The organism is uncultured Aquimarina sp. (genome assembly GCF_947492965.1).
In the GTDB taxonomy this organism is placed as follows: domain Bacteria; phylum Bacteroidota; class Bacteroidia; order Flavobacteriales; family Flavobacteriaceae; genus Aquimarina.
Genome location: NZ_CANLOZ010000003.1, coordinates 197,000 through 222,316, shown reverse-complemented (window position 1 = coordinate 222,316; position 25,317 = coordinate 197,000). Strand labels below are relative to the sequence as shown.

Genomic DNA, 25,317 nt, shown 5'->3' with positions numbered 1-25,317 from the left:
AATTATCTACCCATCCATCCGCCATCAACAACCATAATGGATCCATTCATATAACTTGCTGCTTCTGAAGACAGAAATACTACTGGTCCTGCAAAGTCTTCGGGATCTCCCCATCTGTTAGTAGGAATTCTTGCTAAAATTGAGTTTGCTCGATTAGGATCGTTTCTAAGCGCTTCTGTATTATCGGTTGCTATATATCCAGGAGCAATGGCATTTACATTAATTCCTTTCGATGCCCATTCATTGGCGAACGCCATGGTCATCTGTCCTATTGCACCTTTACTAGCAGCATATCCTGGCACTGTAATTCCACCCTGAAAAGTTAGTAGAGAAGCTGTAAACACAATCTTTCCATTGCCTCGATCTACCATATCTTTCCCTATTTCTCTTGTAAGAATGAACTGAGCACTTTGATTTACTTCTATCACTTTATCCCAATATTCATCTGGATGTTCTACTGCTGGTGCTCTTAAAATTGTACCTGCATTATTAACAAGTATATCAATTATTGGAAAATCTGATTTTACTTCTTTGATAAATTGATATAATGACTTTCTATCTGAAAAATCACATTGATATGCTTTAAAGTCTTTTCCTAATTTCTTAACAGCGTTTTCTACATCACTTCCTTCCTTTTCAAGACTTGCAGAAACACCAATAATATTAGCTCCAGCTTCAGCTAAGCCAATAGCCATAGCTTTTCCAATACCTCTTTTACAGCCTGTTACTAAAGCTGTTTTACCTTCTAAACTGAATTTATTTAAAATACTCATTAATTGTACGTGGTTAGTTTTATTGTTGGCAATCCATTAATACTTTTAAGCCGTCTGGATTGTTATCTATATTTTCAAAAACTTCTTGGATTTTAGTTAAGGGTTGAACATCCGTAATTAGCTCTTCAAAAGGAAGTTCATTAGTGGTTATCAATTGTATTGCTTTTTCGTAATCTTCCTTCTCATACACCCTTGCTCCTATGAGTTTTAGTTCTTTCCAAAAAAACTTAAATAAATTCACCGGTTTAGGTTCTCCGTGGATAGCTACCATCACTATTCTTCCTCTTATACCTGCCACCTCGGTCATTACGTCCAACGCTGGCTGAACACCTGCTACTTCAAATACTACGTCTGCTAATCTACCTTCTGTATTTTTTCGTACATAAGCTACCAAGTCTACTTCTGCAGGATTCACTGTTTCAAAACCTAGTTCTTTTGCCTTCGTTATTCTAACTGGATTTACTTCCGAAATAACAACATTTGCACCTGTATCTTTGGCTACCATTGCTACTAACAATCCAATAGGTCCTCCTCCTAAAACTACAGCAGTTTCTCCTTCTTTTAGCTCACTCAAACGAACATCATGCACTGCTACCGATAATGGTTCGATCAATGCCGCTAATTTTAGATCTGTTTCTTCTTTTAATTTATGTAATGTAAAAGCGGGTACGTTCCAAAATTGTTGCATAGAACCAGGACTATCAATCCCAATAAACTTTAGCTCTTCACAGATATGATTGAAGCCTTTATCCGAAGGTTTTACTGCACGATCATCTAATGGTCTTACTACAATCTTATCACCTAATTCGTACCCTGTTACTCCTTCGCCAATAGCATCAATAGTACCCGACATTTCATGACCTATGGTTTCTGGAATATTTACTCTTTTATCCATCATCCCATGATAGATATGCACATCGGTTCCACATACTCCAGAATATGCCACTTTGATACGAACTTCTCCTTCTTTAGGTTCGGCAATCTCCTTATCAATTACACTAAAGGTTTTATTACCTTTATATATCGTTGCTTTCAATTTTGTCTACTTATTAATTATCTTTTTGCTTATCTTTTTTCTTTTTTCCGTCTGGCGCTTTAGCTCCTTGTGCTACATGAGATGTTTTGCGGTAGGAATCAAAACGCATAATACTCTGGTAGTTCCAACTATTATACACGTGTGATAATCCCCAATCAAAAATTCCAGTCGGATTATCTATTGTAGCTTCAATTGTTCTGTTTAACCCTATCGCATGAGGCATATTTGCACCTTTTACGGCACCACGAATCTCAAAATTGATCCCATCTGGTGACCATTGGAATGTATTTCGTTCAGGTCCATCCGTAGTAATTAAAGAAGCAATCCCTCCATCGACGGGCCATACACAGATTTCATGTCCTGAATTGGAAATAGGATTATACTTGGATTTTACATAAGGTCCTTTCGGGTTATCAGCTACTGCAACTCCATGTCGAATTTGACGCCCGCCATATAATATTTCTTCTCCCATTTGCTCTCCTTTATAATACAAGTAGAACTTTCCTTTGTAAGGAAGAATACAAGGGTCATGTACTTTATGTGAATCAAAATCTCCTTTCTTTTCTACCATAAAACGATTTTGTTCTTCTCCTTTCCAAACACCATTATCAGCTGGTTTTAGAATAGGTTCTTTGCTTTTTTCCCAAGGACCAAAAGGAGATGATGACCATGCTAAACCAACTTCGTTTTTGGTACGAACATCATATGGTGACTTAATAGTTTGATAGCATAGATAGTACATCCCATCCCATTCCATAATTTCTACCGTAAATATGGATCTATCGTCATAAGATCCTTTCTCTCCTAAAGGAACTGCTGCTTCTTTATCTTCTTTCCAAGTCCATCCATCTTCCGATGTTGCATGCCATACGGTACAACGATCCCAAGGAAAAACTTTATCGTTTTCAATATCACCACCAAATCCATCTGTTGCACCTACACTTTTTGAATACCAAACATGATATAATCCATCTACTTTGATTACTGCAGAAGGATCTCTACGAACAACACCTTCTTCATAAGCTAAATCTCCTTTCAATGGTTTCATTGGATTAAAAACTCGATACCAATCGTTCTCCACATACTTCCACTGAAGTGCTCTTTTTGAAGCTGCACTTAGGTATTCTTTATTCGTTATTCCAAAGCGATCTAATTTCTCTGGAGATACATCTAGTACCGTTTCACAAGGTTTTTCCTTTTCCTCTTCCACAATTTCTTGTTTACTAGGTTGATTGCAACCGACAATAAGAATAGTTACTAATAAATGAAATACGATTTTATGATTTAGCTTCATATGATATATGCTATGATTAGATACTGTAAAGTACAAGAATCTACTTAATATTTATGGTTAACTGATTACTGGTTAGTTTCTCTGATGTAGCAGATATTGTGATATCTCCTTTATCTTTTTGGGACTGAATAAGAAATAAACATTTTCCGTTATTGGTTTGAACTGAATTTGATTTATAATCCTGAACACTAAAAGCAGATCCATTATCCACGCCTAATATGCTAACATTTCCATCCACAGAAAATCTTATCTTATCCTCTATGTTTTTCACGGGATTTCCATCAGCATCTTCCAATTGTGCAATGATATGAGCTACACTATATCCATCAGCTTGCATTACCGTTTTATCGGTTGTTAGTTTAATATTTTTAGGTTCACTAGTAGTCTTTATTGTCTTGATTTCTTCAATCTCACCATCCTTTTTTCCAATGATTTTTAGTTCTCCTTTCTGAAAAGGAATAATCCATTTATAGATTCTATCTTCGAAATCTTCTAGTTTTTTCGTCTTATAACTTTGTTCATTTACACATAACTCTACCTCATCATAATTAGAATACACTTCTATGACCACTTTTTCCTGATCCTTATAATTCCAATGTTCATTGACATCGTGCCATACCCATAAAGCTTTTTTCCAAGCACCTTTTTCTTTTTCTACTGGCTCTCCTGTTTTTTCGTCTTCCTTAAAAATTGATTTTTCTAGTTTTTGTGTTGCTACATAGATATGAGGATCATCATTCCAAAGAGTTTTCATCATATGATAGGATGGCTTTTCGAATCCCGCAACATCTAACATTCCGCTTGGCGTAGCTTTTCTTGGCCATTGCCCGTTAGATTCTCCCATATAATCAATTCCTGTCCACAAAAATGTTCCTGAAATAAATGGACGTTCTTTAACTGCCTTCCATTCATGCCATTGCACTAAATTTTCGGTTCCCATAATTGGTTTATCAGGATAGTTTTCATGTCCATAGTCATACAGTACTCTTCTATAACTATACCCTACGACATCAAGTTCATCAGCATAACCAGAAAGATGACTAGCAGAAGGTAAAATACAATTAGCTGTTATATATCTTGTGGTATCTAATTCTCTAGTCCACGCTGCTAGTTTCTTAGCTGTTTTTCCAATATCATATTTTCCACGTGGAAGTGTTGCCAATTTTTCTTTAATCTGTGCTGTAGAATGTGGGGGTTCCTCCCAGAAATAGTTTCCGCTCCAATCCATATTATTAAAAAAGCCAGTTGCATCAGCATTCCTAGGGTATGTCCATTCTATTTCATTACCAATACTCCATTGAAAAATTGAAGGGTGATTTCTATGTGCCAATATCGTATTTTTAAGATCTTTTTCTGCCCACTCCTGAAAGTATTCTGTATAACCACGAGTGATATCATCCACGCTTCTTTCATTCATGTTAAATCTTTTATCCTTAGGATTGTCCCATTCGTCAAAAAATTCGTCTTGTACTAAAAACCCCATTTCATCACATAAATCTAAAAACTCATCAGAACCTGGATTATGTGAAATTCTTATCGCATTACAACCAGCATCTTTTAATTTCTGCAATCTTCTTCTCCAAACATCCTTCGGTACAGCGGCTCCAACAATACCCCCATCGTGATGTAAACAAACCCCTTTTATTTTGGTATGCTCTTTATTTAAAAAGAAACCTTTATCGGCATCAAATTCAATCTCGCGAGCACCAAATTTTATAGTATTCTCATCTATAATATTGTTATTCTGAACTATGGAAACAACAGCTTTATACAATCTTGGGGAATCTAGTTTCCACAAATACGGATTGGATATTTCTACAGTACTTTCAATCTCTAAGTCACTCATTGCTTCAATACTTTTAGATTGACTAGTCTGAAAAACCACTTCTCCTTGATCATCATAAATCTTGATCTGTATCTCAAAATTTTGGTTTTCCGGAAACTTATTTTTTAGAGAAGATTTGATATTTACAGTTGCTTTTTCTGTCGTAATCTCTGGAGTAGTTATAAAGACTCCCCAAACCGGAATATGCAAATTGTTCTTTCTAATTAGTTTTACATTTCTATATATACCAGAACCAGTATACCATCTACTGTCTACATATTTCTTGCGATTGACATCAACTTTAAGTTGGTTTTTTCCTGTAGTCGTATTTAAATGATCCGTGATATCGAAATAAAAAGGAGAATACCCGTAAGGATGAAAACCTAATAATTTATCATTCAGATAAAACTTACTATTATTATAAACTCCATCAAATAATAGATAAGTAGTGGTCTCTTTTTTATCACTTATCATAAATTCCTTCCTATACGTACCCTTTCCGCCAGGCAAATATCCAGTTGCTCCTTCTCCTTTATCAGCATCGAAAGGAAAATCCACACTCCAATCATGCGGAATGCTGATTTTTGTCCAATCATCATATTGTTCAGTATCGTATATTCCAGTATTTTCTACTAATTTAAATTCCCAATGCTGGTTAAAATCGTGATTACCGATTTCTGAATAATTTTGAGCATTCAATGAGAAAAAAACAAGAATAACGCTAATTTTAAGAATAGATCTTAAAGCAATCTTCATAATTTTAAAAATTAAGGTTCGACAAAGATCACATTTACTTAAGAATCTTGATTTAAATCATACTAGACATAAACTGAACATGTGGTATTTTGGGTTGAAAAGTACTAGACAAAAACACTATTTTTGCCTAGACCTCTTGAAACACAACTTTAATGCTTCTTTATTTTCGTTACTTTATATGAATTACGCAAAGTATTCAGGTTTTAACAAAGAATATATCAGCAAACAAAGAAGAAATAAAACAATATTTCAATTATAACCCAAAAACGCCTTAGGCTTACTCGAAGAAAAAGTTATGTTTAAAAGAACCCCAATTTCGATAGTTTTTATAGCATTTTGCATTAGTATCTCATGGTCGCAACAACTATATAAAACAAATCAATATCTCGAAAAGGCTAGAGAAAATAAGTTTGTAAACTTTGAAAAAGCTATACATAACTACGAAAAGAGTATTGAGTTTTTTACATTCAAAAAAGACACTTTCAATTTAATTAATAGTATTAACGAACTCTCTGAATTGTATGGTCACAATCTTAATTATGGAAAAGCCTATGATGGATACTGGAAAGCATTATTTCTTGCTGAAAAAAGTGATGATTCATTCTCTAAATCCAGAGTGTATCAATCTCTAGGATGGCTATACAGTTTTTATAATCGTAACACCAAAGCATTAGAAAATTTTGGTAATGCTCTTACTATTAGCAAAGATCTTTCTTCTAAAAATGGTTTTAGTATCGATTATACTATTAGCGACTATTTTTCTATAGCGAATTTTTATAGATATAATAAGGATTATGAGACCGCAAGGACTTATTTGGATAGTTGCTATCTCTATTTTAGGTCTAAAAATGAAGGAGTTCGAAACTATTTTTTAGAATCTGAAAGAGGATTTCTTTTAGCAAATGAAGGAAAATTTGAAAAGGCGGAAGAAATACTTCTAAAATCACAAGAATATTTCAAAGAAAATAACGAATCTTATTTGGTGATTATCCATTACTTTCTTGCTAGATTATACCAGCTTAAAAAAGACTATAAGCAAAGTAAATTTCATTATAACAAATCACTTGAGGTATCTTATGTACATAATAGTCATATGAACTATCAAATTATTAATCACAAAGAAGTATCCCAATTATACTATGACTCTAAAGATTACCAACGTGCATTTTCTCATATCAAGGAAGCCATTGATCTGGAAAACAAAATATTTGGTATTAATAGTAAAAATAATGAGTACCTATTTGAAATTAAAGATCAATATCGACTACAAAAAGAAAAGCAAGAAAAACTCCTTAAAGAACAACGTTTGTCGGAACTAGAGAGTAAACAAAAAATATCTCTTCTTAGCGCCACATTATTGTTTGTTACCCTCTTTTTTCTAATTATTGTGGGTATAATGACCTTTAAAAATCTAAAAAGAAAACACAAAAGAGAACAACGGTTGTTAAAACAAAAACAACGCTTAAAGCTAAATGAAAGTAAAAAAGCTATAGAGCTAAAAAATAAAGAATTGGCGAAATCGGCTCTTCAGCTTATCGAAAAAGATGAGTTTATTGTTGGCTTAAAAAATTCACTAGCAGAAAATAAAGACAATTTAAATTTAAACTCCGTAAATAAAATCATCAAATCCATCCAATCTGGAATGGGAAGTAACTGGAAAGAGTTCGAAGCTAGGTTTATCAATATAAACCAAGGTTTTTATAAAAACTTAAAATCTAACTTTCCAACGCTAACCCAAACGGATCTAAAAATATGTGCCTTGATAAAACTGAATTTTTCCAGTAAAGATATGGCTTCATTACTAGGAATTTCAGTAGAAAGTGTACATACTTCGAGATATAGATTGCGTAAAAAATTGCAACTCGAAAGAAATGACAACTTAGTAGAGTTTATATCTAACTATTAGTTGGGAATATATAATACAATCAATTGCTAAAACAGTTTAATAATTAGCATTTACTAAACACTAATTTGCAGCTAACAATTATACTTTTATAGATGTTAGCAAAAGCAGCAATTACTGATGGAAATGGCGATTTTTCCATTGAAGATATAACGATAAGCGAACCAAAAGGAGACGAAGTTGTCGTAAAAATAATGGCAGCAGGATTATGTCATACGGATTATGATTCTCTTCACTGGGGAAGACCTGTAATATTGGGACACGAAGGCGCCGGAATTGTAACAGATATTGGACCCGATGTCACCTCTGTTTTACCAGGAGATCATGTAATTCTCAATTGGGCCATTCCTTGTGGAACTTGTTTTCAATGTCAAGAACAAAATCAACACATTTGTGAAAACAACTCTCCTGTAGTTGCGGGGGACGCTTTACCAGATGGAGAAGTTTCAGCAGGACACGCTAGATTAGAAAGTACCACTTTTAATGATAAAGGTATAGAACGCTCTTTTAATATTGGCACTTTATCTACCCATACTGTTGTAAGAGAACAAGCTGTAGTAAAATATCAAACTGAAATTCCTTTCAGTTCCGCATCTATTGTTAGTTGTGGAGTAATGACTGGATACGGCTCTGCTGTAAATACAGCAAAAGTAACTCCAGGATCTACCGTAGCGGTTATTGGAACTGGTGGTGTAGGTCTTAATGTAATTCAGGGAGCTAAAATATCGGGCGCAGCTAAAATTGTAGCCATAGACATTAATGAGTCAAGATTAGAAATGGCCAAGCAATTTGGTGCGACCCATTTTGTACTAGCGCAAAAATCTGATAAAGGTTTAAAAGAAGCTACGACAAAAGTTAAAGAAATCGTAGGCAAAAGAGGTGCCGATTTTGCATTTGAATGTACTGCCATACCAGAATTAGGTGCTTCACCTTTAGGAATGATTCGTAACGCAGGTACAGCAGTTCAGGTAAGTGGTATCGAACAAGAAGTAACCATTGATATGCAATTATTCGAATGGGATAAAATTTATATCAATCCATTATATGGTAAATGCAGGCCTCATATTGACTTTCCTAAAATTTTGGAACTTTATGATAAAGGCGATTTGTTACTAGATGAAATGGTAACCTCAACCTACAAATTCGAAGAGTTACAACAAGCTTTTGATGATATGCTAGTTGGAAAAAATGCGAAAGGCGTCATTGTTTTTGAACCTTAATGAGGCATTAAAAATCAAAAAAAAGTATCGTTATGACATCAAAATTCAGGACAACAGAAATTTCAGACCCTCGTTTTGAAGCCAATCACTTACGGCACATTACAATAAAAAGTGGCCATCTCAAACAAAGAGGTGATATTACCGCATATGTTCCTTCTGTTAAAAATCTGAAAGATCTACCAATAACCATTCTGCTTCATGGAGTTTATGGCAGTCATTGGATTTGGTCTCAGAAAACTGGTATTCATTTAAAAATGGAATCTTGGATTCAAAACGGTGAAATTGAACCTATGATTATCGCTATGCCATCTGATGGATTATGGGGCGATGGTAGTGGTTATCTTCCGCATACACATGCCGATTATGAGAAATGGATTACCGAGGATGTTATAAATGCTGTTATCGAATTGATCCCACAAGCTAGTACCAACTCCAAAATATGTATTGCCGGACTATCTATGGGTGGATTTGGTGCTTTACGATTGGGAATCAAAAACCATCAAAAGTTTGAGGCCATATCTGGATTATCCTCTATAACGATACTAGAAGAAATGAAACTTTTTGTAGAAGAGCCTTTAGATGCTTATTTTCAGGAAGAGAAAGAAAATGAATCCATCTATCAAACCATCTTAAACTACAAAGAACATCTTCCTAAACTACGATTTGATTGTGGTATAGATGACCTTCTCATTGAAGGTAATCGAAAATTGCACCGCCAATTAAAAGAATTAAATATAGCGCACACTTATCTGGAACATCCAGGAAAACATGAATGGAGTTATTGGGAAACTCACATAAAAGACACGATACTTTTTTTCAATAATATCCTTCAAACTGATAAGCAAAATAGGTTAAAATAATTTAACTATTTATCAAAATAAGCTAATTTCTATCAAACACATCTCACTTACTTTGTTACACTAAATAATTCAGCTTATGAAGAATAGTAAGTTTTCTGATCCTTTTAATAAAGCTCGACAAGAAAAGGGATACGGTGAAATGAATGATCAGGATGATCCTGTTACTATGGTGTTACGTCTTAAAGATGTCAGAAAGTGCGCCCATAATTGGAAAACATATCAATCTGGAGCAGTTCCAGGACGAATTGTAATTCCATCAGAAGTTCATATACGAGATACGCGACAAATCCCATTTGAGGTAGACCCGCCAATGCACAAAACCTATAGAGATCTTATTGAAGATTGGTTTAAAAGACCGCTACTTCCAGAGTATCAAGCTCAATTGGTTAACATTATTGAAGATATAGTTGATGAAGCCGTTACTAAGGATGGTTCTGTAGAAGTTGTAGAAGAATTTGCGTTACGCATACAATCAAGAGCCTTAACCTTATTACTAAATATTCCGTATGAAGAATCTGAAACTTGGATCTCTTGGGGAACTCATGTATTTAGAAGTGAAGACAGTGCATTAGATGGTAGCAAAGCTAATATCCTATATGATTATATAGATGCTCAAATTGAAAACGCAGTAAAAAACCCAGGTAAAGACTTATACTCCGTTTTATTAAACACAAACATTGAAGATAGGAAACTCACAAGAGAAGAAGTAAAGGGAATTATGATTCTAACCTTTGCCGGAGGAAGAGATACCGTAATTAATTCTATCACAAATACGATTGCCTATTTTGCTGAACATAAAGAGTCTTTACAGTTACTGAAAGATAATCCTGAGATCATTAGCAAAGCTGTAGAAGAGCTGATACGATATTTTGCACCATTAACACAAATGGGAAGAGTAGCTACTCAAGATACAGCAGTTTGCGAGCATGCTGTAGAAAAAGATACTCGTATTTCATTATGTTGGGCATCTGCTAATAGAGATGAAACTGTATTCGAAAATCCAAACGAAGTTATGTTAGATAGGAAAATTAATCCTCATGTAAGTTTTGGGTTTAGTCATCACAAATGTTTAGGAGCTACACATGCTCGTCAAATAATGAAAAAACTCTTACAAGTCTTAACTAAAAAAGTAGCTTCTATAGATATTATTGACGCTCAAGAAAATATCGAGGAGCTTGGAGAATTTAAAAGAAAAGTAGGTTTTGATAGCTTAAGTGTGAAGTTTAACTAATAACTCTCTTTTCAAAAAAATAATTAAAAAATATAAGTATGCCTAAAATAACTTTTATCACTAGTGAAAACGAAACCATTTCGGTAGAAGGAACTTCAGGATCTGTAATGCAGCTAGCTGTAGATAATGATATCAAAGGAATTGACGGAGATTGTGGTGGTGTATGTTCATGTGCTACCTGTCATGTTTTTGTTCATCCAGATCATTTCGAAAAAACAGGTGCTGCAGGAGAAATAGAAAAAGATATGCTAGAACTAGACGACAATGTAACCGAATATAGCCGATTGTGTTGTCAATTAGAAATTAGTGATAGTTTGGATGGCTTGATCGTCACAGTTGCTCAATAAATTTATGATAACCAGTCCAGTCTAATTACCTCAATTATTACTATGCTAAACGAAAACACAAAAGCTCCAATATGTTTGGTTATTGGAGCAAGTCATGCAGGAGTTAATTTTGCATTTTCTCTTAGAAAACAAGGGTGGACTGGTTCTATAATTATATTTGACAAGGATCCAGAGACTCCTTATCACCGTCCTCCATTGTCGAAGTCTTATTTAACCTCAGCAGAAGAGACAAATAATAACTTACTGAAGTCATTAGAAAGTTATGAAAAAGAAAATATTACATTACAACTTGGTGTTTCGATAAAGAGAATTGACCGTATTCATAAAACTGTCATTACAGAAGATGGTGCTATACAACAATATGATAAACTTGTAATTGCTACTGGTGCAAGACCTCTAATTCCACCTATTAAAGATTTAGAACAAGCAACTGAAATTTACACGCTTAGAACAGCATATGATGCTACTAGGATTCGAGATAAAGTTAAAAAGGATACCAACAAAAGAGTGCTCATTATTGGTGGAGGATATATAGGATTAGAAATTGCTGCCTCCTTAAGAAAACTAGGAACTTCTGTTACTCTTTTAGAACGCGAATCCAGAATACTAGCGAGAGTGACATCTCCAGAAATGAGTCAATTTTTTTATGATGTACATACCTTAAATGGAGTTCAAATTCACACCAACAAAAATGTTTCTTCAGTCACATCCATAAATCATACAAATACGATCACTTGTGATGATGGTACCACATATGAAGCCGAATTAATTATATTAGGCACTGGAGTTATTGTAAATACTGAGCTAGCAAAAGATGCAGGAATAGAAATTGAAAATGGTATAAAAGTAAATCAGGCTTGTCAAACAAACGACAAAGATATTTATGCCATTGGAGATTGTACGTTTCATCATAACCTTCATTATAATCGTTTTGTACGTCTAGAGTCTGTACAAAATGCCGTGGATCAAGCAAAGATTGCAGCCGCTTCAATCTGTGGAAAAGAAGTTGTTTATAATGCAGTCCCATGGTTTTGGTCGGATCAATATGAAATTAAGCTACAAATGGTAGGTTTGCCTTTTGATTACAACGAAGCAATTATTAGAAATGAAGAAGAAACTACCTATAAGTTTTCTATTTGGTATTTTGATAATGATAAATTATTGGCGGTAGATGCTATCAATAATGCGAAAGCATATGTGTTAGGTACTAAATCCATTAAAGAACACTTAAAACTCAATAAATCTAATCTTCGAGATTCTTCTTTAAAGCTAAACCTTGCAAATCTAATCTTGAAAAACTAAAAAACCACTATCAATCTTTAGCAGATTTTCGCAGGGTATAAGGCGAAACATTTTCTATTTTTTTAAACTGTCTATTAAAATAAGGAACAGAATTGTATCCACATTCGAAAGCAATTTCTTTGATTGGCATGTCTGTATTAATCAATAATTTTTTAGCAAAATCTATTCGTATTTTATTTAAGTAATTGGTAAAGGTAAAGCTAGTTTCACTTTTAAAATATCTACAAAAAGCGGATACCGTCATGTTTACCATTTCGGCACACTTTTCTAAAGAGACATCTTGTTTATAATGCTCCATTATAAATTCGTGCACTTTTAAAATCCGATTTGATTTAAAATAGAAACTATTTTTCAAATAATTTTCTGATGCTAATACCTGATATCCTGAAAGATTAATAAGGTCCAGTATTTTAATTAGTTTTAGCAATTGATCTAAAGGAGAAAGCTTAGGGATTTCCTGAAGTAACTCAGCGATATGAGTTCGATGTTTTCCTATAATTTTTATACCTCTTTCAGATGCCTGTAGCACTTTACGAACTCCTTTCAGTTCGGGTACATCTACAAAATGAGATCCAAAAATATCTTTTCTAAATTGCACATAAATAGACTCACAGTACTCTTCAGAACTCTCCTCCAGAAATCGGGCATCCGGAATCCAAGCATGAGGTAAATATCCACCAAGCAAAACCAAATCTCCTACTTCAAAATCTTCACCATGATCCGCTACTAATCTTCTGCCTTGCCCGTTAACAATCAATAATAATTCAAATTCGGGATGATAATGCCAGTTACCACTAAAATAAGGTTGCTTATACACTCCTGTATGAAAAGAAGCGTGTTGTGAAGTTTCTATTTTTTCTAATGAAACTTCTATTTTAGGATGTTCTGAAACTGGTTTCAATACGACAATAAAAATTAACTTATTGCAAAAATAGTACAATTACTATTCTCAACAACATTCTATCTTCGTGAAATCGATATACCAGAACTATTTATTTTTATAAATAGATTATTTATTATACCGATAATTGTATCTTCCATTTCATTAATTTCTTCATTTCACAAAAATGGCTAATTCCAAAAGAAATATTTCTATCACTGGATCTACTGAGTTTTCTGATTTACTAGTAAAAGAACCTTCTACCTATGCTGCTGGAACTAAGGCTGTAAAAGTAGCCTTACAACATGCTTTTAAAGAAATGGGTGTTGTAAAATCATTAAAAGGACTTGCTCAAATGAATCAAAAAGAAGGTTTTGATTGTCCTGGTTGCGCATGGCCAGATCCTGATACACCTTCAAAAGTTGCGGAATATTGTGAAAATGGAGCAAAAGCATTGGCAGAAGAAGCCACCAATAAAAAAGTAGATGCTGCTTTTTTTAAAAAATACTCGGTAGAAGAAATTTCACAATGGACAGATTATCAAATTGGGAAAAGTGGTAGAATTACGGAACCCATGGTTTTATATCCAGGTAGCATACATTATGAGCCGATTAGTTGGGTGAAAGCTTACGAACTTGTTGCCGAACACTTGCATCAACTTGAAGATCCTGATGAAGCTATCTTTTATACATCAGGAAGATCCAGTAATGAAGCTGCTTTTTTATATGGACTTTTTATACGTGCTTTTGGCACTAACAATATGCCAGATTGCTCCAACATGTGTCATGAATCTAGTGGTGTGGCGCTTAGTGAAACGCTAGGTATTGGCAAAGGTTCCGTTACACTAGATGATTTCGAAAAAGCTGAAGTTATTTTAGTTATAGGACAAAATCCAGGAACAAATCATCCTCGTATGTTATCGGCATTACAAAAATGCAAAGAACAAGGCGGAAAAGTAATCAGTATCAATCCTCTTGAAGAAGCAGGACTTATCAGATTTAAAAATCCTCAGGAAGTAAAAGGTCTTATTGCAGGAGGAGAAGCGCTTACTGATATTCATTTGCAAGTAAAAATCAATCAGGATGTAGCATTATTAAAAGCTATTCTTATCAAACTTGCTGCATTAGATAAACAAACAAAAGAAGTGTTTGATCATGAATTTATTCAAACTTACACGCAAGGGTATGAATCACTTTTGGAACATCTGCAAAATTTTGATGCCCAAGAATTGATCAAACAATCAGGAGTATTATCTTCTTTAATCGACCAAGTTGTAGAACTACTAGCTCATAAAAATAAGATTATTATTTGTTGGGCTATGGGACTTACTCAGCACAAAAATGGCGTAGAAAACATTAAAGAATGTGTAAATCTATTATTATTGAAAGGAAGTTTAGGCAAACCTGGTTCAGGAACTTGTCCTGTAAGAGGACACAGTAATGTACAAGGAGATCGGTCTGTTGGAATTGTACATCATGCATCTCCAGCATTTAATAGTGCTGTAGAAAATGTCTTTGGTTTTACACCACCTACTAAAGCAGGGCTTGATACTGTACATTCTATAAAAGCAATGCATGAAGGAAAGGCGAAAGTATTCTTTGCACTAGGTGGGAATTTTGTGTCTGCTGTTTCAGACACACAGTATGCCGCTGATGCTTTACAAAATTGTGAGTTAACCGTACAAGTAAGTACCAAACTAAACCGGACACATACTACTGCGGGGAAAACAGCATTAATATTACCCACATTAGGAAGATCTGAATTTGACCTAAAAGATGGGAAACCACGATTTTTCACCGTGGAAAATAGTATGGGAAAGGTACACAGATCAAAAGGAATGCTATCTCCTGCTTCTGATAATCTTAAAAGCGAACCCGAAATCATCGGTGGCATTGCGGATGCTTATTTTAAAGGAAATCATCCCGTAGATTGGCTACCATTAAGCGAAGATTATACGGCTATTAGAGCAAAATTACAAGAAGTTATTGCTGGTTTTAAAGGACTAGAAGAAAAATCCAAAGGATCAGGCTTTTATCTTCCTAATAATGTTCGTGAATTAGATTTTAGCAAATTACCAACTGGTAAAGCTCAATTTAGTAATTGTTCTGTACCAGATCATCATTTACAAGAAGATGAATTTTTAATGATGACTATTCGCTCTCATGACCAATTTAATACCACTATCTATGGTATGAATGATCGTTATCGAGGTATTTTTAATGAAAGAAGAGTGGTTTTAATGAATCCTAAAGACATTGAGAAGTTTGATCTAACTCCTTTAGAAAATGTTGATCTTACTAGCAACTATGACAATGTTCCTAGAAAAGCAGAAAACTTTAAGATAATCTCCTATAATATCCCACAAGGAAATATTGCTACGTATTTTCCAGAGACTAATATCCTAGTTCCCTATAACCATTACGCAGATAAAAGCAATACTCCGATTAGTAAGTCGGTAGTGGTTAAAATATTGAAGAAAGAATAATCGAGATATGATCTAATTTGTACAGACGAAGTAATACTTCTTTTCTATAAAATTACTTTCTTATTTATACCATCTTCTTTTTTAACAGAAGTGTTCCACAGGTATATTTTTTCTAGGTTTTTAAATTTAGAAAGTTGTTGGATACTTTTATTCGTTATTGAAGAATTACTATGTAGGTTTAAGCTTTCTAATTGTTCTAAGCTAGTTAGATATTGAATACCCGTATCCGAGATATTATTTTTTTGCAAAGCCAACTTTTGTAAACCTTTAAAACTACCTATTATTTCTAGATGGGTATCTGTAATTCCTTGGGATGGCAATGACAACCAAACAATATTATCCTTAATTTTTGAGAGTTCTTCCAGAATTTCTTTTACAACTTTTACATCAAATTCTTTGGTGTTTTTAGGTAACATAGATACATCATATCGATTTGATTCTGAAACGATTTCTCTCATGTTCACACCTTTTTGTAGTAAGCTTGCTATAACTTCTTCTGATACTGGTGAAGCTACACTCATCGTTGACCCAACAGAATGATCATTATCTAAATAAAGTTGCTCTATTAATAGTTTTTTAATTTCTTCTGAAGTATCTATCGTTCCTACTGTTGCTGTAAAATCCGCCTGACCATGATCTATCCAATACTCAATTATTTTTATCTCTTCTTCCGTTAAAGGAGTCTTTCCTTCTGGTGGCATGAATTCTTTGTCATCTGGATCTAGATGAACTCTTTTAATCAACTCTGATTGTTTACTATTACCAGCAATTAAAGCAACACCACTTTTTCCTCCTTTTAGAATTGAAACCTCATCTGCTAACGAAAGGCCTCCTTTTTTCTTAGAATTATTATGACAACTCAAACACTTATTATCCAAAATAGGATGAACGACATGAGCAAATAGTTGTGCCTCTTCAATAGAATTTATTTTAGACACTTCTTTTTTTTCTTTCGTACTAAAAGGTAAATAGGCTGTTAAATAATCTGATCCATGAGTTAGATTACCTCCATAGTGTCCTGTAATACTTAGTAACAAAACAATAAAAGTAAGTGTTGCGATATTTAATCTAACAGACTCTTTTACTATATTTTTAATTCTTTTTGTTTTCAACAACCAGGCTAGTATAGCTATGACTGTAGTTGCTACACCAAACCAAAAATGTTTATCCAAAGCTTCACCTTCATACTCGCCGCTTAATGACAACATATATCCCAACACACAAGAAATAATAGCACTGAATCCTCCTAAAGACAAGGCTAATGGCACAGATTCTTTCAATAGCTCTTTTTTCTGATATTTTGCTGCTATTTCTAGTATAAATGCAAAAAATAGAAACCCAATTGGTAAGTGTACTACTAGTGGATGAAATCTTCCTAAAAACAAAACAAGATCAGATACTTCATTCATGAATATTCTTATATATTTTTATTACAATAGCTCTCAAACTCCAACTTCATAGTTTGAGAATATTACTTTACTTTTCTTAAACTCTTTCTAATTTTAATGGAGGCGTTCCATTGGCATTCCATTGACAGACATATAGGTTCTTATCCTCGTCAATACATACATCATGGCCATGTAAAATTGGCTTATGCTTAAGCTGATATGATTTTTGTAATTCTCCATTTACATATGAAGGTTTTGTCCCGCCTGGATTAGATACAACTTTATCATCTTCTAAAATGGTTACAAAACCTGTATGATCTTTCCAAGTAGTTCGTCCGACTTCAGGTTGCGACCAACAAACACCTGCATATAAATTTTGATCATCGAAAACAGGTCTACAGACTTGCATATTTGGCAAATGCAACGTTTTCACATATTTCCCTTCTAATGTGAACCATTTAAAAGATTCTTCATTTCTAGAGGTACATACTACTAATGGGTTCTTTTTATCACGATAATCGATAGCCACTCCATGAGCATTATCTAATCTATAATTAGGATCTTCATTTTGTTTACCACCCCAATGTCTTATATATTTCCCATTAGCATCGTATTGAATGATATAATCCATTCCATATCCATCTGCTACATAAATATCTCCGTTAGGTGCTATGGCCGTTTCGGTAGGGCAAAAATGATCTCCAGCATTGTAAATTTCAATCGTTTGAGGATGTCCAATATCAAAAATAACTTTCCCATCGGTGGTAGTTTTTGTAACTCTTCCATTATGATGTATCCATTTCCCATTTTTATCTAGAAACCATCCAGAATCCGTAAGAAATAATACATCTTCTCCTCCTTCATCAAATAACGTAAGACCGTGTCCTCCTGGATATGCAGTACCCCAATAATCCAAAAGCTTTCCCGATTTATCAAAAATCAAAATGTTATTATCCGTATGATCTCCCATCATGATTAATCTGCCCTTGCTATCCATTTGCATCTCATGACAGTTAAGAATAGGATTTCTTACCGTACTGACATCTGCCCAATCTCTTATAATTTTGTATTGATAATCTCCGTGACCTACTATATTTTCCTTGTTCACAGTATTCTTTTTAAGAATATGAAATCCGAAAGAAGGAACGGTCGCCGCACCTGCACTTAATAAGGTAGTATTCTTAATAAACTCTCGTCTTGAATTTTCTTTATTCATGGGAAGAAAAATTAGCTTAGTATATCTTTTACTATATGTCCGTGTACATCTGTCAATCTGAATCTTCTTCCTTGATGCTTGTAGGTTAATCGTTCATGATCAATCCCGAAAAGATGAAGTAATGTAGCTTGGAAGTCGTGTGTATGCACAGGATCTTTAATTACATTATAACTAAAATCATCTGTCTCTCCATAGGTAATTCCAGGTTTTACACCTGCTCCCGCCATAAACATGGTAAAGGCTTTAGGGTGATGATCACGACCATAATCTGTAGCCGTAAGTTTTCCTTGCGAGTATACTGTACGGCCAAATTCTCCTCCCCAAATCAACAAAGTATCTTCAAACATACCTCGTTGTTTTAAATCCTTGATCAAAGCAGCATTTGCTTGATCTGTTTTTCGGGCATTTCCTAACACTCCTTTTGGACATCCGATATGCTGATCCCAACCTTGATGATATAACTGCACAAATTTGACTCCTTTTTCCAGCAATTTTCTTCCTAAAAGGCAATTTGCAGCATACGTACCTGGATCTCGACTATCTTTTCCATACATATCGAAAATATACTCGGGTTCATCACTCATATCAGTTACTTCAGGAATCGATGTTTGCATACGGAAAGCCATCTCGTATTGAGACATTCGGGCATTAATTTCGGGATCTCCGTAGAAACTATGTTGTACATCATTCAATTTTCCTAGATAATCTAACATGTTTCTCCTGTTATGACCATCATAGTTTTCAGGATCTGTGAGATACAATACGGGATCTTTTCCGCTTCTAAATTGTACTCCCTGATGTTCTGTAGGTAGAAAACCATTTCCCCAAAGTCGAGCATATAAAGGTTGCCCTCCTCCATTTTTAGAGATTAACGTAATAAATGTGGGTAAGTTTTCATTATCAGAACCTAAGCCATAACTAATCCATGAACCTATAGAAGGTCTTCCTGGCTGCTGACTACCTGTCTGAAAAAAGGTGATTGCAGGATCATGATTAATCGCATCAGTTTGCATCGATTTTATAAAACAGATATCATCTACTACTTCCGACAAATAAGGCATAGCACTACTCACCCAAGCTCTGGATTCTCCGTATTGTTTAAAGTCGATAATAGATGGAGCAATAGGTAATGACGTTTGATCAGCACTCATACCTGTAAGACGTTGTCCTTTTCTTACGGAATCTGGTAATTCCTGACCAAATAAATCTTTTAGCTTCGGTTTATAATCAAAAAGTTCAATTTGAGAAGGACCTCCACTTTGAAATAAATAAATAGCTCTCTTTGCTTTCGGAACATGATGAGGTAATCCTAAATCATTTCTGCTAAACATTCCTAAATCAGGTTGAACGTTATTTTTAACAGCGCTCCAAGCTTTATCCGCATTTAGAAGAGAACCTAAAGCCAAAGCACCAAAACCTAAAGACGTTTTGGTCAGAAAAGCTCTTCTATCCATCATTTTTTCTACTTGTTGTAGGTCTTTATTATCAGACCGTAAGGTGTCGTGGTGATCGCACATAGACGTATTATCTTTTAGTTATGGTGGCATCAGAATTCATAATGGTGCTGGCAACTATCGCATTTGCTGCGATCATCGATAGGTTATCATCTGGATCAAAAGCAAAATCTCCTGATGCCAACCAGCCTTTTGCTTTTGAAATATTACTATTAAACCTATCATATTCTTCCTGTTGAAGAGTAACTAATAACTGTAACTCCTTTTGAGATATCTGTCTTCCTGTTAATCGGATATAGATATCTTTAATACCTTCTTCTACAGAAGCAAAGGCTGTCATATTTTTACCCATTACTTTAGAAGCTTCAATGTATGTAGGATCATTTAGCAACACTAAAGCTTGCAAAGGAGTATTCGTTTCTTGTCTTCTAGTCATACATATTTCTCTAGTCGAAGCATCAAATGTTGCAATGGTAGGATTGGGAGCTGTTCTTTTCCAGATAGTGTATAAACTTCTTCTGTATAACTTATCTCCAGTATCTCTTTTGTAAGGTAAGTGCGTCATCTTCCAAAGTCCTTTTGGTTGGTATGGTTTTACACTTTCGCCTCCTATTTTAGCGTTTAACAATCCACTTGCTACTAAGGCATTATCACGAAGCATTTCCCCAGACAACCGTTTAGATGGTCCTCGAGCCAATAGTAAATTATCAGGGTCTATCTCTCTTAATTCCTCAGAAACATTAGAATCTTGCTGATAGGTTTGAGACATCACAATCTGTTTATTTAATGCTTTTAGATCCCATCCAGACTCTATAAAATTAGTTGCTAACCAATCCAGTAACTCAGGATGTGTTGGTAAGCTTCCTTGATTACCAAAATCTTCGGACGTTTCTACAATTCCTTTTCCGAAGAAATTCTGCCAATACCTGTTTACAGCTACTCTTGCTGTTAATGGATGTTTAGGATCTGTTAGCCACTTAGCTAATCCTAATCTGTTTTTTGGTAAATCTTCTGACATTGCGGGCAAACTGCTTGGCGTATTTGAGAAAACTTCTTCTCCATGAGCATCATATTGTCCTCTTTCTAATAAATATGTTTTCCTGAGTCCTGGAGAATCTTTCATTACCATTATCTCCTTAATGTTATCTGCGCTATCTGCTTGGATCGTTCGAACTTTTTGAAGAGACGAAATGGCTTCTCTCGTTGGAATGGATTTTACGGATAAATAATAGTCCGTGAGCAGTTTTTTATCGGTATCTGAGAGTTCTTTGGATGTTTTTGAAATCAAAGGTTTCAAAAGCTTAGTATCAGAAAGTTTTAAGACTTCCAAAGGAGTTAGCTCTTTGCTAAATACTTTTAATTCATCTACGATTGCTCCTGCAATTCCCTTACCACGCCATCTAGCTCCGATTTGTAAACCAGGTTCTATGGGTTCTGGATAAATATAATCCTCTAAATCATGAAATATAATATCTTTATATAGGTTGTCAATTACTACATTAGTTTGCATATGCTCTCCATTCACGTACAACTTTAATCCACTAGCTTTGCTAGATCCATCATAAGTCATTGTTAGTTGAACCCATTCTTCTCTCGGCACTTCTTTAATCGTGGTCTCTACGATAGCATTATCTGGCCAAACATGCGCTAGCAGTAACTCAAAAGTGTTGTCTTCTGTAATCGACAGATGATATCCACGATAACTATGTAATCTTGTCCCTTGTGCTTTATGAAAAATTACTCCTTCTTTGAGATCCTTCGGAATAAAAACACGTATTCCAATACTGAAATTCTCACTTCTCTGGAAAACTCCCACTTTATCTAAATCTAACCACGCATCACCATCAAACTGAAGTCCCCTTCCTTTATATCCTTCTTTTAGAACAATTTTTTGATTTCCAGCAAACTGGGTTTTCATTTCCCCTTTATCTAAATAATTTAAATTGTTTCGCAAAGAAGAATTCTCGAAGTCATAATATGCTACCAAATGTTTAGAATCTGTAAATGAATCTCTTCGATATTTTTCTTTAGCAATCCACTGATTTACTTTTTCTTTTTCACTTTCCGTGACACGTTCTATTTTACGCTGAGAATTATTTACAAGATCATCAATGTAGGCTATCATTTGTTCTTCTTCTTTGGTCGGAAGTAACATCGTAGGAACGGGCATTGACCAATCCCATGGAATTTGACCAGATTCATTTACCTGATTAAAAAAACCGAATAATTCAAAGTAATTTTTTTGAGAAATCGGATCGTATTTATGATCATGACATTTAGCACAGGCAACGGTTAATCCCATGATACCTTGTCCTACGACATTGGTTCTATCAGAAACATACTCTACTCTAAATTCTTCATCGATAATACCACCTTCTAAATTCTGGGGGTGTAGTCTGTTAAATCCAGTGGCCAAGATTTGGTCTTTAGTAGGGTTTTCTAATAAATCACCGGCTAACTGCCAAGTTATGAATTGATCATAAGGCATGTTTTCATTAAAAGAGTTAATTACCCAATCTCTCCAAGGACTCATATCACGATAGCGATCTACAAAATATCCGTGCGTATCTGCATATCTTGCGACATCCAACCAATCGATTGCCATCTTTTCTCCATAATGTTTTGAAGCCAAAAGTCTATCAACCTGCTTTTCATAGGCATTGGAGCTTGCATCATTCAAAAAACCAAGCAATTCCTCCTTGGTTGGTGGCAAACCAGTAAGATCAAGGGAGACTCTTCTTAATAACAACTCTTTACTAGCTTTTTTTGATAGATTTAAATTGTTTTCAGATAGTTTTTTGATTACAAAATTGTCAATCGGATTTTTTTCTAAAGTTCTATTTTCTATACGTGGTATCTCTGGTTTGCTTGGAGTAATAAAGGCCCAATGATCTTTATATTCTGCGCCTTCTTCTATCCACCTAATCAAAATTGCTTTTTCTTCAGAAGAGAGTTTTAGATAGGATTCTGGAGTGGGCATCACGAGTTTAGGATCTTCGGACAAAATTCTATGAAAAACTTCCGATTTTTTTAAATTTCCCGGATCTATAGCAAATTTACCAGGTGATTCTGGTAATTCCAGAAAAGCAGTTTCCTCGGAATGTAATTGTAAACCCGCAGAGATCTTTGCTTTATCAGGACCATGACATGCAAAACATTTATCAGATAGAATTGGTTTTACATGCGTATTATAATCTATAGTTTTAGGAAGTTTCTCATATGCATCAGCTACTTTTTCTGGCAATGAAGGCTTACAACCTATACAGATATTCAAAAGAAACAGTATTGTCAAAAAATAACCTTTTTTCATTTTTTATTAATTATTCCACAACATTATTGGACCAAAACTACTATATCATCAATTTTAAGTTGACTACATCGACTGAACAAAAACTATACAATCACTGTTTTAAAACTAAACCGATATGAATAAATCAGTAAAAATCTCATCAATTTGTAAGAAAAATCGAATAAGACAAGATGTTTATAGTATCTAGTTTTTGATCAGAATTTTTTAGCTAGAAGTACTGAAAAACAAAACAAAAGGCCTTTACTACTAAGAAGAAATTGTAAATAATTTTTTAGTAGCAATTCTTCACATTTTCTTCTTGTTTAGTTTTTGTCCAGTCTATTTTTTTTAACAAACTAGAGAACTTTGTAATTTTCAATTTCTAATAAATAACACAACCACAACTTTTATATTCATATTTCCAATCATGAAAAAAGCCTGCTATTTCCTTATTTTATCTACCTTGCTTCTAGGATGTTCCAATAAAAAATCACAAAAAGAAACAGCATCTGACCCTACATATATAGAATCACCTTTTACAGGTATTGATACCATTGCCACAAATGATTGGTGGAATAGAAAGTCGAACACCATCATTGATGTAAAAGTTCCAAGAGGAGAAGTTATTGCATTTGGAATTTATACAGTTAGTAATGAAACTCTTAAATTAACAGCACAACTATTCCCGCTGTATCCAGATGAAACTAGAGAAGTTCGGTTAGAAATCAAAGAAAATGGAACATGGAGAGAAGTCCAGAAAAAAATGGTGAACGAACTTGGTTGGTCAGCTACTTTTAGAATCAATAATTGGAACTATAAAGAAAATATATCTTATCGAATTTTACATAGCACTGAAGCTAGGTATGAAGGTGTTATTAGAAGAGATCCTACAGATAAAGACGAAATTACTTTGGCTGCTCTTTCTTGTAATAGCAACAAAGATAGAGGTGATAGAGATAATTATATACGAAACATAAATTTTCAGGATCCTGATTTAGTCTTTTTTGCTGGGGATCAATCATATGATCACCAAGAGCATACTGCTGCTTGGTTGAAATTTGGATTGCAGTTTAGAGAAGTTTTTAGAAACAGACCTTGTATCACCATACCTGATGATCATGATATAGGACAAGGAAATTTATGGGGCGAATATGGTAAGAAAGCTTCTACTATGGCCGGAGATGATGGTGGTTACTTTTATCATCCTGAATATGTAAAAATGGTTGAAAGATGTCAAACCGCTCATCTTCCAGATCCGTATGATCCAACACCAATACAGCAGGATATTGGAGTTTATTATACTAATTTGATTTGGGGAGGTGTTGATTTCGCCATTATTGAGGATAGAAAATTTAAATCAGGCCCAAAGGGTAAGATTCCTCAAATTGGCCCAAGACCTGATCATATTAGAGACCCTAATTATGATCCTAACACTGTAGATCTAGAGGGATTAGAATTATTAGGGAATCGGCAACTTGAATTCTTAAAATCTTGGGGTAGCAATCAACAGACAACCGATTTTAAAGTAGTTTTATCTCAAACTGGATTCTGTGGAGGAGCACATTTACATGGTTCGTTGGACAACAGATTACACGCAGATATGGACTCTAACGGATGGCCACAAAAGGGAAGGAACAGAGCTTTAGAAGCGATAAAAAATTCCAATGCAATACACATTGCTGGCGATCAGCATCTCGCAACCGTAATACAACATGGAATTGAGTCATATGATGATGGTCCTTGGGCTTTTGTTGTACCTGCCATTGTAAACAACTTTTACAGCCGATGGTGGTGGCCAGAAGATGCAAAACCTGCTACATCTTCTGATAAGCTTCCTTGGATCGGCAAATATCTAGATGGCTTTCATAACAAGATTACTATGCACGCTTATGCCAATCCTGATAGCCCTTCGAACGGGGCTGGTTATGGTATGATTAGATTTCGAAAAAATGAAAAAACTGTAACCTTTGAGTGCTGGCCAAGGTTTGAAGACGTTCGTAAAAAAGGGGCTAAACAATTTATTGGCTGGCCAATAACTATAGAAATAGAATAGATTGA

Annotated in this window: 17 protein-coding genes; 8 read left to right on the top strand and 9 right to left on the bottom strand. The window is 34.5% G+C overall.

Annotation, left to right across the window (positions count from 1 at the left end):
* Positions 1 to 2 precede the first annotated feature (2 nt).
* The 4 genes from Q1B37_RS09050 to Q1B37_RS09035 are packed head-to-tail and all read right to left on the bottom strand — an operon-like array spanning position 3 to position 5,684.
* Positions 3 to 767: an SDR family oxidoreductase gene (locus Q1B37_RS09050; protein WP_299898696.1), complete on the bottom strand. Its 765-nt coding sequence runs from the start codon at positions 765 to 767 to the stop codon at positions 3 to 5.
* A gap of 25 nt (positions 768 to 792) precedes the next feature.
* Positions 793 to 1,809, bottom strand: a complete 1,017-nt coding sequence (locus Q1B37_RS09045; protein WP_299605371.1) for a zinc-binding dehydrogenase — start codon at positions 1,807 to 1,809, stop codon at positions 793 to 795.
* Between the two features lie 13 nt (positions 1,810 to 1,822).
* Positions 1,823 to 3,103, bottom strand: a complete 1,281-nt coding sequence (locus Q1B37_RS09040; RefSeq protein ID WP_299898083.1) for a glycosyl hydrolase — start codon at positions 3,101 to 3,103, stop codon at positions 1,823 to 1,825.
* A 40-nt stretch (positions 3,104 to 3,143) separates the two neighbouring features.
* A complete protein-coding gene (locus Q1B37_RS09035) occupies positions 3,144 to 5,684 on the bottom strand; it encodes a glycoside hydrolase family 2 TIM barrel-domain containing protein (protein WP_299898081.1) in 2,541 nt (846 codons plus the stop codon).
* A 295-nt stretch (positions 5,685 to 5,979) separates the two neighbouring features.
* Between Q1B37_RS09035 and Q1B37_RS09030 the strand changes: the two genes are divergently transcribed.
* The 6 genes from Q1B37_RS09030 (at position 5,980) to Q1B37_RS09005 (ending at position 12,547) form a co-directional block, all read left to right on the top strand.
* Entirely contained in the window at positions 5,980 to 7,590 is a 1,611-nt protein-coding gene (locus Q1B37_RS09030; RefSeq protein WP_299898079.1) for a hypothetical protein, read from the top strand.
* A 92-nt stretch (positions 7,591 to 7,682) separates the two neighbouring features.
* Positions 7,683 to 8,807 carry a Zn-dependent alcohol dehydrogenase gene (locus Q1B37_RS09025; protein ID WP_299898077.1) on the top strand — a complete coding sequence of 375 codons (1,125 nt, stop codon included), beginning with the start codon at positions 7,683 to 7,685 and terminating at the stop codon, positions 8,805 to 8,807.
* A 32-nt stretch (positions 8,808 to 8,839) separates the two neighbouring features.
* The gene (locus Q1B37_RS09020; RefSeq protein ID WP_299898075.1) at positions 8,840 to 9,667 is read left to right on the top strand and encodes an alpha/beta hydrolase-fold protein; all 828 of its coding nucleotides are present in this window, start codon (positions 8,840 to 8,842) and stop codon (positions 9,665 to 9,667) included.
* A 76-nt stretch (positions 9,668 to 9,743) separates the two neighbouring features.
* Entirely contained in the window at positions 9,744 to 10,898 is a 1,155-nt protein-coding gene (locus tag Q1B37_RS09015; RefSeq protein WP_299898073.1) for a cytochrome P450, read from the top strand.
* 38 nt (positions 10,899 to 10,936) lie between these two features.
* The gene (locus tag Q1B37_RS09010; protein ID WP_299898071.1) at positions 10,937 to 11,245 is read left to right on the top strand and encodes a 2Fe-2S iron-sulfur cluster-binding protein; all 309 of its coding nucleotides are present in this window, start codon (positions 10,937 to 10,939) and stop codon (positions 11,243 to 11,245) included.
* Between the two features lie 42 nt (positions 11,246 to 11,287).
* Positions 11,288 to 12,547 carry an FAD-dependent oxidoreductase gene (locus Q1B37_RS09005; RefSeq protein ID WP_299898068.1) on the top strand — a complete coding sequence of 420 codons (1,260 nt, stop codon included), beginning with the start codon at positions 11,288 to 11,290 and terminating at the stop codon, positions 12,545 to 12,547.
* A 10-nt stretch (positions 12,548 to 12,557) separates the two neighbouring features.
* On the opposite strand, the gene Q1B37_RS09000 is transcribed toward Q1B37_RS09005, so the two are convergent.
* Positions 12,558 to 13,448 carry an AraC family transcriptional regulator gene (locus Q1B37_RS09000; RefSeq protein ID WP_299605350.1) on the bottom strand — a complete coding sequence of 297 codons (891 nt, stop codon included), beginning with the start codon at positions 13,446 to 13,448 and terminating at the stop codon, positions 12,558 to 12,560.
* 166 nt (positions 13,449 to 13,614) lie between these two features.
* Between Q1B37_RS09000 and Q1B37_RS08995 the strand changes: the two genes are divergently transcribed.
* Positions 13,615 to 15,912: an FdhF/YdeP family oxidoreductase gene (locus tag Q1B37_RS08995; RefSeq protein WP_299898065.1), complete on the top strand. Its 2,298-nt coding sequence runs from the start codon at positions 13,615 to 13,617 to the stop codon at positions 15,910 to 15,912.
* A 44-nt stretch (positions 15,913 to 15,956) separates the two neighbouring features.
* On the opposite strand, the gene Q1B37_RS08990 is transcribed toward Q1B37_RS08995, so the two are convergent.
* From Q1B37_RS08990 to Q1B37_RS08975, 4 genes are all read right to left on the bottom strand, one after another.
* Positions 15,957 to 17,321: a c-type cytochrome domain-containing protein gene (locus tag Q1B37_RS08990; protein ID WP_299898062.1), complete on the bottom strand. Its 1,365-nt coding sequence runs from the start codon at positions 17,319 to 17,321 to the stop codon at positions 15,957 to 15,959.
* A gap of 76 nt (positions 17,322 to 17,397) precedes the next feature.
* Positions 17,398 to 18,516: a 6-bladed beta-propeller gene (locus Q1B37_RS08985; protein WP_299898059.1), complete on the bottom strand. Its 1,119-nt coding sequence runs from the start codon at positions 18,514 to 18,516 to the stop codon at positions 17,398 to 17,400.
* 11 nt (positions 18,517 to 18,527) lie between these two features.
* Entirely contained in the window at positions 18,528 to 20,033 is a 1,506-nt protein-coding gene (locus tag Q1B37_RS08980) for a DUF1501 domain-containing protein (RefSeq protein ID WP_299898057.1), read from the bottom strand.
* Positions 20,034 to 20,040: 7 nt separating this feature from the next.
* Positions 20,041 to 23,244 (bottom strand): DUF1553 domain-containing protein, encoded by a 3,204-nt coding sequence (locus Q1B37_RS08975; RefSeq protein ID WP_299898054.1) that lies wholly within the window; start codon positions 23,242 to 23,244, stop codon positions 20,041 to 20,043.
* Between the two features lie 442 nt (positions 23,245 to 23,686).
* Here Q1B37_RS08975 and Q1B37_RS08970 point away from each other — a divergent pair, with 442 nt between their 5' ends.
* Entirely contained in the window at positions 23,687 to 25,312 is a 1,626-nt protein-coding gene (locus tag Q1B37_RS08970; protein ID WP_299898051.1) for an alkaline phosphatase D family protein, read from the top strand.
* Positions 25,313 to 25,317: the final 5 nt, after the last annotated feature.